The following is a 12391-nucleotide window of genomic DNA, read 5'->3' on the forward strand; positions in this document are numbered from 1 at the left end:
TAAAGGTAAACGCCCCTTCGGAATCTCTCCGAAGGGGCGTTTTAGTTTTCCCCGTTTTGCGGAAGCGAAAAAACGCCTCTCCCGAAAATTCGGAAGAGGCGTAATGATAGAGGATAAAACAAAATACTAATACTCACTTTAGAATCGGGTAAAGCGGCTGGTTGCGCTCTGGCGATTATTAACCACCCGTAAAATATAAGCACCGGCAGGAGCTTCGGGAAGGTTGACGGTAGAGAGGCCATTGGCCGCTTTCAGGTTCTGGCTTACCAGTCGACGACCACTGAAATCATAGATTTCTACGCGGCTGTCGGCTCCGATCATACCATTAACTTCGAGGCTCAATTGATCGCCGTTAACCGGATTAGGGAAAATGCTGACGGAAGCCTGGCTCGTTTCTCCCCTGGTGCTGGTAGTGGCGTTGTTGACGTCGCAGAGAGTTACCACCTTGGTTACCCATTCGAGCTCGTTACTGGCGTTGACGGTAAGTTGCAGTGACTCATCACCAGTAGGAGGAGTGAGGAAGAAGTCTTCCATCCATAGCCCGGCCTCAACAGCTACACTTGCCCGGCCGTGCCCCGCAGAGCCCCATTCCAGGTAGGAGATGAGAGCAGTTGCGCTGCCAAAGCTATTGGTCGTATAAAGACCAAGTTCCGCATCGGCGGCATCAAAACCACTAAAGCCACTTATTACCGTTACGTCTCCAGGCTGAATCAGCAGTTCGCCACACTCTACGGTCATGGCGGAGATCAATTGGTAAGCGGGACGATTACAGAGCCAGAAGGAGGAAACATCAATCGCCTGATCGGTGCCATTGAATAGCTCAATGCGGCCGTCGGGGGCAACTTCGTTGATGGTAACGTTACTGAAAGTAAAGCCGTTAGCGCAATCGTCACCTACATTGCGGGTTACCACGATCGGGTTAGAGAGGTCAAAACATCCGGCGATGTCGTTGATGTTGTTACCGGTAGCCAGTCCGGTGAGCTCACCGTAGTGAGACAGGTACCAGATATCACAGACACCTTCGCCGGCACCGTCGAGGTCGAACGGACCGTTGTTACCGGGGATGGCGAGGATCTCGCCCGTGGCAGCATCGGTAATGAAGAAGGTGGAATTATCACCAGCCACGTCACCAGACATGATTACGGTCAGCGGATCAGGAGTGCCATCGGCACAGATGCTGACTTCCGTCGTCCCTCCGTCGAGGGAGATAGCACCGGCTTCAGCTTCGTTGCGGGTCACGGTGATGGGGTTGGAGAGGTCGAAACAACCTTCGAGGTCATTAGCGTTCATGCCCACTTCTGCGCCGGAGAGTCCGTCTTCAAAAGCCAGGTACCAGATAAGGCAAACGCCGGGGCCGGCAGGGTCGAGATCAAAGGGGCCATTGTTGCCGGGGATGGCAAGGATCATACCGGCATCATCGGTGATGACGAAAGTAGAGTTAGAGCCGGAGGTTTCTCCGCTCATCACGACTTCCAGCGGATCACCCGTTCCGTCTACGCAAATAGTGGCGGCGTCAGAACCGTCGGCGAGTGCGATGGTGCCTGCTTCGGTTACGTTGCGGGTAATGCTGATAGCATTGGAAAGGTCGAAGTCTCCCATGAGGTCAGCTACGTTGTTGCCCGTGGCCAGTCCGGTCAGGTCACCGTTGTAGGCCAGGTACCAGATGTCACAAACACCACCGCCTGCAGGGTCGAGGTCAAATGGACCGTTGCTGCCGGGGATGGCGAGGATTTCGCCGGTTACGGCGTCTGTAATAATGAAGGTGCGGTTGTCACCAACGGCGTTACCGTCGCGGGTAACTTCCAAAGGATCGGCAATACCGTCTACACAAATGGACGCTTCCGTTCCACCGGTAGCCAGGCTGATGGCACCGCCATCAACCGCACCATCACAGTCGTTACCCACATTGCGGGTTACGGTGATGGCATTGGACAGGGCAAAACAGCCGTCAATAGCGTTGATGTTGCTCCCCACGCTTACACCACTTACATCTCCGTAGGCAGAGAGGTACCAGATATCACAGACACCTTCGCCGGCACCATCGAGGTCGAACGGACCGTTGTTGCCGGGTACACCAAGGATTTCGCCCGTGGCAGCATCGGTGATGAAGAAGGTAGAGTTATCACCGAGCAGGGTGCCGCTCATCACCACGGTAAGTGGGTCAGGAGTGCCGTCAGCACAGATGCTTACGGATGTAGCACCGCCGTCGAGGGCGATGAGTCCGGCGTTAGGTGCATTACGGGTAACGCTGATGGCATTCGAGAGGTCAAAATCGCCCATCAGGTCGGTGACGTTGTTACCGGTCATTAGTCCGGTCAGACCATCATTGTAGGCCAGGTACCAGATGTCACAAACACCACCGCCTGCAGGGTCGAGGTCGAACGGACCGTTGCTGCCGGGGATGGCAAGAATCTCGCCGGTTACCGCGTCCGTAATAATGAAGGTGCGGTTGTCACCGACGGCGTTGCCGTCGCGGGTAACTTCCAAAGGGTCGGCAATACCGTCTACACAAATGGTCGCTTCCGTTCCGCCGGTAGCCAGGCTGATGGCACCGCCATCAACCGCACCATCACAGTCGTTGCCCACATTGCGGGTTACGGTGATGGCATTGGACAGGTCAAAACAGCCAGCCAGGTCGTCAATGTTGTTTCCGGTAGCAAGACCCATTACATTGTCATAAGCAGACAGGTACCAGATGTCACAGACACCTTCGCCGGCACCATCAAGGTCGAACGGACCATTGTTGCCGGGGATGGCGAGGATTTCGCCCGTGGCAGCATCGGTGATGAAGAAGGTGGAGTTGTCGCCGGCCACGTCACCAGACATAACAACCGTTAGTGGGTCAGGCGTGCCATCGGCACAGATACTTGCAGAAGTGCTGCCATCGCTCAGGGAAATGCTTCCCGCTTCGGCTTCGTTACGCTTAACAATGACCCCGTTGGAGAGATCAAAACAGCCCACAAAATCGTCAGTGTTCTGCCCAACGGACAGACCGGTCAGGCCATCGTCATAAGCCAGATACCAAATAACACAGGTGCCGGGGCCGGCACCGTTTAAATCGAATGGGCCGACACCTGGAGGAATTGCCAGAATTTCACCATCTGCGGCGGTGATAATAAAGGTCGTATTGTCGCCGTCAAATTCGCCGGACATCACAATGTCTAAGGGATCACCCACTTCATCGACACAGATGGACGTAGAGGTAGAACCGTCCGTCAGAGCAATACCGCTACTAAGCGCCGTACAGGCGGCATTACAATTATCTCCGGTCTGCCGGTTAATAGTGATGTGATTAGACAGGTCAAAACAACCGTCCTCCTCGGTGAGCTCACAGATGTTATCACCGGTAGAGATAGCGCCGGTGAAGCTGGCGTCATAGCTGATGTGATACAGGAAACAGGCCCCGCCACCGGCACCTTCCAGATCAAAAGGTGGGCCGGCGGGCCGGGCAAGGATGTAGCCCGATGCACTGGTGATGATCCAGCCGGAAGTTTCGCCGTTTGCTCCGGTAAGTACCGGAGTAAAAGCATCGCTTATCCCGTCTCCGGCACAAATGATGTTTATGTCTCCGCCTTCGGCGAGCATTAATTGACCACCGTCTGCGGCACATTCCTGTGCTGAAAGACGATGGCTGAATAGCGTTAGAAGTAAAATGAATATCCCGGGAATTATCCGCCAGGATCGTGAATAAGGATTTTGTAATACTGATCGCATGCTTGTGTGTTTTATGGAGAGAATACCCTCCTTTACAGGTTAAATTGTTACAAGAGCAAAAGTATCGGGGGAAGGAGCAGTCAATAATCACGGAAGTATCACGCAACTATTAAAATAGATTATGGGCCGTCTTAGCTATTGATAAACAGCAAGTTGTGTGGGTGGGCGCTGCCGCAGGTGCAAGGAAAGGCCACCTAACTGTAGCCATCGCGACACTTATCCCGACTTTTTCTCGGGCCAAAGCAAGTGTAGCTCATCTTTGTCAACATAAAGAGCAATGAAACTGTGATACTTCCGTGATAATTGAAGCCTTTCTTTGCGAGGCTTTTGAGAGTTGCCCTTTATTATTGAAGGGATTTATTAAAACCAGTACTACATATGCAACGCCATGCCTTAATTGTTGAAGACGATCCGGACATCATCGAATTACTCCGCATTCATATGACGGATCTAAATTGTGAGTTGACGGCCGTAACGGATGGCCCGACGGGCCTTCAGCATGCTTTTGACAACGTTTACGATATTATCATTCTGGACGTGATGTTGCCCGGAATGGACGGTACGGAAATTTGTCGCCGTATCAGAGGTAAAGAAATAAATACGCCTATTCTGATGCTAACGGCTAAGTCCGAAGAATTTGATAAGGTGATCGGACTGGAAATGGGGGCAGATGACTACCTGACCAAGCCGTTTTCTGTCCGGGAATTCATCGCTCGTGTAAAAGCGCTCTTCCGGCGTGCTGAGCGGGCTTCCAAAACGACCTCCCAGCAGGAGAAAACGGCCCTTTACCGGTACGGAGACCTCATGATTGATCTGGATAAGCGAAAGGTGACGACTTACGGAAATCGGGTTGATTTGTCGCCCAAGGAGTTCGAATTACTCAGCCTGCTGGCAGCTAACCCCGGTAAATGTTATGACCGGGCCAAAATCCTGAACCTCGTGTGGGGCTATGACTTCGATGGATACGAGCATACGGTCAACTCCCATATTAACCGCCTGCGGACTAAGATAGAACCGGACGTGCAACGGCCGATTTATATTCTGACTAACTGGGGCGTTGGCTATCGCTTCAATGAAGATCTTTGAGCTCTACGTTCATTGCTCCATTAACCTCTTTCTGCACCTGCGTTCTGCGCCGCATTTTCTCATTGTCTTTCTCCATGAACAAACTTTTCCTCAAACTCTCCGGCATTATTCTGGCACTGCTTTTAGTGGTGGGAACGGCCTACGTAATGGTTTCTTCTTATATCAGCGAAGACTACGTGTCGGAAGTCAATCAACGCCTCTATGGAGGTATTGCCGAGCACATGGTGCACGAAATTCAACCGCTGGTAAACGGAAAGGTGGATACTGCCACCATTCAGGATATTATGCACTCCATGATGGTCATTAACCCAAGCGTTGAAGTCTATCTGCTGGAGCCCGACGGTGATATTATAACCTACGTAGCCCCCAATAAAACAGTGGAGCTGGAAAGCGTTCGTTTGGAGCCTCTTCATGAATTTATTGCCGCAGACCCCGCTAACCGGCCCTTTCTTAAGGGGGATGACCCCCGACATGCAGACAAATCCAACATCTTCTCCGCAGCCGAAGTGAGGGATGATGCGGGGAATATGGAAGGGTATGTTTACATCATTCTGAGCGGAGACGAACAGGCTTCGGTGGCCGGACCACTTCAGTCATCCTACATGCTTAAACTCGGCGCGAACCTTTTCTTCCTCAGCCTGCTGGCTGCCTTTCTGATGGCTATGATTGCCATCCGCTACTTGACCCGTAACCTCCGGAAGATAGAAACGGCTGTCCACCGCTTTCAGGATGGTGATTATGAAGCCCGGGTGGATACGGACACAAAGGGAGAATTTGCCGTTGTCGCTACCACCTTTAACGATATGGCTGAACGAATTGGGGCAAACATCAATGAAATGAAATCGTTGGATCAACTCCGGCGGGAGCTTATCGCAAACATCTCTCATGATCTGCGCACCCCGTTGGCCATCATTCAGGGTTTTGTGGAAACCCTGATTATGAAGACCGAAGAGATGCCACCTGAAGACCGGAAGCGCCATCTGCAAACGATTTACAACAGCTCCGAACGCCTGTCGGGGCTCATCAGTCAGTTGTTCGAATACTCTAAACTGGAAGCACAGCAGATAGAACCTGCCAAAGAAGCATTTAATGTAGGCGAGCTGGCGCAAGACGTGGCCCATAAGTTCAGTGTCCTGGCTGCCGGAAAGGAGATTGAAATTAAGCTGGACGTGCCGCAACAGCTGCCCCGCATTTTTGCGGACCTTGGGCTTGTAGAAAGGGTACTGAACAACTTAATGGATAACGCCCTGAAATTTACTCCTAAAGGCGGACAGATTTTGCTGGAGATTCGGGCTGATCAAAACGATGTCCGGGTCCGGGTCGCTGATACTGGCCCCGGAATTCCCGAGGCAGACATCCCCTTCATTTTTGACCGTTACCGCAAAGGGAACCGGTCGGCCAATGGCCGGAACGTAGGTGCAGGGCTGGGCCTGGCCATCGTGAAAAAAATCCTGGAACTGCACGATAAGAGTATTCGGATTCAGAGTAAGCTGAAGGAAGGAACCAGCTTTATCTTTGAACTGCCACGGATGGAGGTGGTGGGGTAGAGGAATAGTAGTGATAGATTGACCCTAAGCCTTTTCCATTAGTTCATAGCGGACGACCTTAGCCGTGAGCAAAAAGACATTAAGATTAAGAAGATTTAGGTGTAATTTTTAGGATACCACTCTAATGGTCAGTGTAGCTAACGTCATTATAAACGTTGCCTCTCTCCTCCTACTCCTTTTCTCCTCCCCCTCCTTTGGATAAAATGTTAGTAGGGCTGTCGGGAGCAACTTTGGTAAGGAAGAAACCTGTTGGTAGGCTATACCAATAAATTTTAGTGACTGTGCTTCTGAAATTAGCGATAAAAAAAGGAATAAATAACAACAAGAGCCTTCTTGGTTTGAGAGCAGAGATCGTTGCGTTTAGGAAAGAAGGGGGAAGCCAGCAAGAAGCTAAGCAAGTTCTTTCGGAGTTGCGAAACGACTTTATGAATAATGCGGAAAAAGAAGACAGAATATTAGAGCTATTGGATTTCGTCTGTGGCTGGTGTAGCCCTTCTTTAAGAGTTTGGGAAGAGGAATAATAATGTGTTGGTTCGATTCCCGAGTAATAAAGTGCGGACGGTTGACCGTCTTTCAAGTTATTTTGCCGCAAGCGACTTTATTGACACCAAGTGCACCAAGTGCACCAAGACACAAAGGAGGGCCTTTCATTAATGAGCCGGAATGTTCTCAAAGCCCTTCGTCCGACGAATTCTTTTCTGCTGCGACGGAGGAGCAGTTGCGGGAAAGTTCGTCTGACGAGTTGGGGGACTTTATGTCTCTGCGCAAAACGAAGTCGTCACAAACTTTTCAATCGGCTGCGCCAGATTTAAAAGGATTTGCCGGACGACTGAGCCTGAAAAAGAAACCCCCGCCGAATCCAGAAGATCCGACGGGGGTAACTAATGTCAATATAGTTCAGCGATTACTTAGCGGTAACCCGAGCGGCGATGCGGCGGTTTTGCGCCTTACACTCAGGAGTGTCGTTGGCTGGGCACATGGGGTGTGCTTCACCGAAGCCTTCAGCGGCAAGGCGGGATCCATCGATGCCTTTGGCTACGATAGCAGCCATTACGTTGCTGGCACGGCGCTCAGAGAGCTTCATGTTAGCTTCTTCGCCTCCGTCACTGTCGGTGTAGCCACCGATCTTGAGGTTGACGTTGGGGTAAGCCTTCAAAACAGCTACCATGTTGTCGATCTGACGCTGAGAGTACTCAGCGTCCAGGTCAGCGCTTCCGGTTTTGAAACGAAGAGCGTCGAAGTTGAACCAGGTCGTCTTGTCAACAGCAGCGTCACCTTCGATGAAGCTGATCAGGGAGTACTCTACACCCTCTTTGTTAGCTTCGATGGTAGCACCTCCGGGAAGTGCACGCTCCCACAAACCGCTGGCGGTTTCTTTAAGGCCAGAGAGTGCACTGCTGCCGGCAGCTACTGCGCCGTCAACCATGTCACCGGCTCCGTCTACCAGATCACCGGCCGCACCGGCTGCGCTGTTGGCAGCGTCGCTTGCCGCATCGGTCATGCTACCTGCAACATCTGACATGCCAGCAGTAACGTCATCACCACAGCTCTTAAGGCCGAACCATGCGAGTGCGCCAAGAAGAAGGAGGGGGAGTAACCACTTAAGGAAACCAAGTCCGCCACCAGTTGGAGCAGAAACGGCGGGAGCAGCGTCCCGTACCCGGCTGGCAGTATTACCAACGGCTGCGGTAGCAGCTTTAGTCGTATTGCTGACCGCTCCGGTTGCGTGGCTTACAGCAGACTGCTTGCCGAAACCGAGGACGGCGCTGAGAACAGCGGGGATAGCACTCATGATGCTACCTTTCTGACTGAGCAGGATGGATGCCAGGCCTCCGGCGTCGAGCTTTTCGCCGCGGATTTTCTTAGCCAGGAAGCTCATAATGAAAGGAGCAGCCATGCCCAGAAGGGAAGAGGAAGATTTTTTGTTGATGCCGGCCATGCCGCTGATGGCATCGATCAGGCCACCTGTCTTGTTGCCAAGCAGGGAACCGAGAAGGCCACCACCGATATCGCGTGGGTCGTTCTGGGCAAGATTGCCGCTACCCATCATGCCGATGAGGTCGCCAAGGTCGAAGTTATTTTCGCCCTTAAGCATATCGAAGATCGCACCAAAGTTGCCACCTTCTGCTTTCTGTACCATACCTCCAAGGATGGAAGGTAAAATGCCACTGAGGGCAGACTCTACACCTCCTTTTGATTCGCCTAATTGATTGCTGATGGTGCCCATCATTTCGGGAGTAATCATTCCCTTGAGGTTGTCAAGAATATTTGCCATGTAAAAAGAGTAGTTTTTAGGACAGTCCGGCTTGGCGGCCGGGCTTGGTCCCCGTAAAAAAGTAGTTTTGAAATTGAATCCATCCCTTCGACGTAAGTTTTAACATATAGTCACGTTTCCCAAAAAAGGCTTGCTTAACTTTGCGCCCATGTTATACCTTACCAGACGTGAGACCTTCAATGCGGCCCACAAACTGCACAATCCGGATTGGTCCGATGAAAAGAATAAAGCGACCTTCGGCAAATGTTCTAACCACAACTGGCACGGCCATAATTACGAGCTCTTTGTGACGGTGGTTGGTGAACCCGATCCCGTAACTGGCTTCGTGATGGATGCCAAAGTTCTTTCGACGATCGTCAAGAAAGAAATCGTTGATCAGGTCGATCATCGTAACATCAATCTTGATGTCGAATGGTTCTCTTCTGACCTCCAACCGACAACTGAAAACCTTGCCAGAGCGTTCTGGAACAGAATCGAAGCTCTGATCAACGAGCGTGGTGCTCAATTGTACTGTGTCAAGTTAAAAGAGACCGAAAACATTTTTGCTGAGTACTTCGGCCCACAAGGAAGAAAATAATTAATGGCATTTACCAAAACGTTGAATTACGACGATAAAGTCACCGATCAATTGTCAAAAAACTTCACGGATATCATCAGTGGAGTAGGAGAAGAGGTGAGCCGGGAAGGCCTGCTTAAAACGCCGGAACGAGCCGCAAAAGCGATGCAGTTTCTAACGCAGGGCTATGAACAGGATGCAGAAGCTATTCTACGGAGTGCCATGTTCGCTGAAGACTATTCAGAGATGGTAATCGTAAAAGATATTGAGCTCTACAGCCTGTGCGAGCACCACCTGCTGCCTTTTTTCGGAAAGGCCCACGTCGCTTATATTCCGGACGGTTACATCGTCGGCTTAAGCAAAATTCCCCGGGTGATTGATGTATACGCCCGCCGTTTTCAGGTGCAGGAACGGCTGACGGACCAAATCCTGCAGGCCATCCAAACAACCCTTAACCCCCTTGGCGTTGCCGTAGTCATTGAAGCCAGGCATATGTGCATGATGATGCGCGGAGTACAGAAGCAAAACTCCGCGACCACTACCTCAGCCTTTACCGGCGCCTTCAAGGCTGAGCGTACCCGAAATGAGTTTTTGAAGTTGATTACGGGTGACCTGGGGTAGTCAGCGCACCAGCTGGCTCGTCGATGGGATGACTTTGATTGTTCCCTTACCCCTTTCTCCTTACTCCCTTACCCCTTTACTCAATCTCCCCGTCTCCAACCTTTACGTTGAAAGGCTTACAGAAGTAGAGGACATGGGAGTAATCATTCAGCGTGGCGCCGTCGATTATATAATTGTGAGCGCCCTGGAAAGTTTGTACGGCAGCAATTTCCAGCGCATCGCTGGTAGAGTTGGGGTTGTTGCTAAGGTAGACGTAGAGGCCAGGTAAGCCGCTGTCTGCAACGTAGTTGTCTCCAAAGGAAAGGTCCAGTTGTCCGTTTGGAAGTTCAGTCAGGGTGAAATCTCCTTCAAGATCGTAGCTGCTGGTGGTGGCAATCGCGCCGCTTTTGCTCATCGTTTCCACTACGACCGTAGACTCGCCGACTTCCACCGAGAGGGCATCGGTGGCGCTCTCGCCAAATTCATCCTGATAAGTTACGCTAAGATTTGTAGTGCCAACCTGCAGGGCCGATGCAAGGCCAGTCGCGGAAATGCTTACGATGCTGGGGTCTTCTGATGACCAGTTGGCGTCCACCGCTTCAGCTTGTCCAATGTTGTTGAAAAACTGAAATTCAAACTGGTAGGTGGTCCCTTCTTCGATGCTGCTAATGGGGTTGGTCAGTCTGATTTGAGGTGCAACGTAGTCGTCTACCACATCCTCACCAATGCAGGAAAAAAAGAGAGAGGTCAATAGGATCAGGAAAAAAAACCGCATAGCTTATCGTTTGGAAATCCAAATTTACGGACTATCCGCTGGCTTTGTTTCTTTTCGTGGCGGGATTGTCGCCTGATGGATAGTTTAGGGCTGAATGCCGCGTCGTGAAGTTAATATTCATGCCCGATCAATGTGGTAGAGGGGGCGCGGCCGCAGGTGCACAGGAGCTTGTAAAAAGCAGTGTTGGCAGGAAACCACACCTTAGCCTTCGGACAACTACCTCAAATATTTACCTCTACAAGCCCGCTGCGCTTACTAACTTTGCGTAGTTTTAAAATTAACCCCCTCAAGATCAATTCAAATGTCTACAATGACCTCTCCACTCTCCAACCGAGTACTTAATATGGAAGAGTCCGCTACGCTGCGGATGGCCGCTCTTGGGCGGGAAGTGAAGGCTAAGGGCCACGATGTTATCAGCCTGAGCCTCGGAGAACCTGATTTTGATACCCCGGAGCACATCAAGATGGCCGCAAAGAAGGCCCTCGATGCAGGCCATACCAAATACACGCCGGTTCCTGGAATTCCCGCTTTACGGGAAGCTGTTTCCGAAAAATTCAAGCGGGAGAACGGGCTCGAGTACAGCCCCGCCCAGATTGTCGTTTCCACCGGTGCCAAGCAATCAATCGCTAACCTGGCGAATGCTCTGCTGAATCCTGGTGACGAAGCCATCATCCTCGGCCCTTACTGGGTAAGCTACTCTGACATTGTAAAGGTTGCAGAAGGCACACCCGTAATCGTTACGGCCGGGATTGAAGACGACTTCAAAGTTACCCCTGAAGCTATTGAGGCGGCCATTACGGATCGGACTAAGTTCATGCTCTTTTCCTCGCCCTGTAACCCAACGGGTTCAGTGTACACTGCGGATGAGCTGGCCGCTATTTCTAAAATGCTTGGCCGTCACCCGCACGTCCATGTTATCTCCGATGAGATCTATGAACATATCAACTTCACCGGCAAGCACGCCAGTATTGGCACTTTCCCCGAAGTAAAGGACCGCACCATCACCGTTAACGGTTTTTCAAAGGGCTTTGCCATGACGGGCTGGAGACTTGGCTACATTGGTGCACCACTGCACATCGCTAAGGCCTGCGCGAAGCTGCAGGGGCAATGTACCTCGGGTGCCAACAGCATCGCCCAGTGGGCGGGTGTGGAAGCACTCAATACCAGCCTGAAGCCAAGCATGGATATGAAGGAAGCTTTCGGTAAGCGCCGTGAAATGATGATCGCCGGCCTTGAAGCTATTGATGGTCTGCGCGTTAACCGCCCGCAGGGTGCCTTCTACATCTTCCCGGATGTAAGCGCCTTCTTTGGCAAATCCAACGGTGAATTTACCATCAACAACTCCGACGATATGGCGGAGTACCTGCTGCTATCTAAGTACGTAGCCACCGTCACCGGTGCTGCTTTCGGAGCACCCGACTGTATCCGTATTTCCTACGCGGCCAGCGAAGAGCAGCTACAGAAAGCGATTGAGCGAATTTCTGAGGCACTCACAGCCTTAAAATAGGGTAGGGTTCAAGCATAGAATTTAGGCGAAGCCCTGACTTTTGTTTACACCTGAGAGTATTGGATCGTAAAAAAGTCACGACTTCTCAGGTGTAAACTACCTTACCCCTTACCTGAAGTGTACTCCGGAGCTACCCGTTTTCTACCAATTGATACCGCTTCAATTCCGCAACCCTGTAGTTCTGAATTGAGTCAAGGGGGTAAGATCTCAGGCCTGTTTTGTCATCATATGCCCGGAAAACATTGAAGTGTAAGTGCTTCTCTGTTGTTTGTCCTGTCTTGCCACTCACGGCAATTGGCTGGCCAACAGATGAGCTGGTACTGTCTGCTGC

9 protein-coding genes are annotated in these 12391 nt (G+C 51.4%); 6 read left to right on the forward strand and 3 right to left on the reverse strand.

Translation table 11 applies throughout. The annotated features are described in order from the left end of the window. Positions 1-138: 138 nt before the first annotated feature. Positions 139-3714: a T9SS type A sorting domain-containing protein gene (locus BM123_RS17740; protein WP_090171230.1), complete on the reverse strand. Its 3576-nt coding sequence runs from the start codon at positions 3712-3714 to the stop codon at positions 139-141. Between the two features lie 378 nt (positions 3715-4092). On the opposite strand from BM123_RS17740, the gene BM123_RS17745 reads away from it, so the two are divergent. The 3 genes from BM123_RS17745 (at position 4093) to BM123_RS17755 (ending at position 6868) form a co-directional block, all read left to right on the forward strand. After that, positions 4093-4800 carry a response regulator transcription factor gene (locus BM123_RS17745; protein ID WP_090171233.1) on the forward strand — a complete coding sequence of 236 codons (708 nt, stop codon included), beginning with the start codon at positions 4093-4095 and terminating at the stop codon, positions 4798-4800. A 74-nt stretch (positions 4801-4874) separates the two neighbouring features. Further along, positions 4875-6347 (forward strand): sensor histidine kinase, encoded by a 1473-nt coding sequence (locus BM123_RS17750; RefSeq protein ID WP_090171330.1) that lies wholly within the window; start codon positions 4875-4877, stop codon positions 6345-6347. 281 nt (positions 6348-6628) lie between these two features. Beyond that, positions 6629-6868: a hypothetical protein gene (locus tag BM123_RS17755; RefSeq protein WP_090171235.1), complete on the forward strand. Its 240-nt coding sequence runs from the start codon at positions 6629-6631 to the stop codon at positions 6866-6868. A gap of 383 nt (positions 6869-7251) precedes the next feature. Here BM123_RS17755 and BM123_RS17760 read toward each other — a convergent pair whose 3' ends face one another. Beyond that, positions 7252-8622, reverse strand: coding sequence for an OmpA family protein (locus tag BM123_RS17760; protein WP_090171238.1), 1371 nt, complete (start codon positions 8620-8622; stop codon positions 7252-7254). Between the two features lie 148 nt (positions 8623-8770). Here BM123_RS17760 and BM123_RS17765 point away from each other — a divergent pair, with 148 nt between their 5' ends. Beyond that, positions 8771-9199: a 6-pyruvoyl trahydropterin synthase family protein gene (locus tag BM123_RS17765; RefSeq protein WP_090171241.1), complete on the forward strand. Its 429-nt coding sequence runs from the start codon at positions 8771-8773 to the stop codon at positions 9197-9199. Positions 9200-9202: 3 nt separating this feature from the next. Next, the gene (folE, locus tag BM123_RS17770) at positions 9203-9799 is read left to right on the forward strand and encodes a GTP cyclohydrolase I FolE (RefSeq protein ID WP_090171244.1); all 597 of its coding nucleotides are present in this window, start codon (positions 9203-9205) and stop codon (positions 9797-9799) included. Positions 9800-9875: 76 nt separating this feature from the next. Here the strand turns inward: folE and BM123_RS17775 are convergent, their stop codons facing one another. Continuing rightward, on the reverse strand, positions 9876-10553 hold the full coding sequence (locus tag BM123_RS17775; RefSeq protein ID WP_090171247.1) for a DM13 domain-containing protein: 678 nt from the start codon (positions 10551-10553) through the stop codon (positions 9876-9878). 301 nt (positions 10554-10854) lie between these two features. On the opposite strand from BM123_RS17775, the gene BM123_RS17780 reads away from it, so the two are divergent. Next, positions 10855-12060 carry a pyridoxal phosphate-dependent aminotransferase gene (locus BM123_RS17780; protein WP_090171249.1) on the forward strand — a complete coding sequence of 402 codons (1206 nt, stop codon included), beginning with the start codon at positions 10855-10857 and terminating at the stop codon, positions 12058-12060. Positions 12061-12391: the final 331 nt, after the last annotated feature.

Source organism: Neolewinella agarilytica (assembly GCF_900110645.1).
GTDB classification, from domain to species: Bacteria; Bacteroidota; Bacteroidia; order Chitinophagales; family Saprospiraceae; genus Neolewinella; species Neolewinella agarilytica.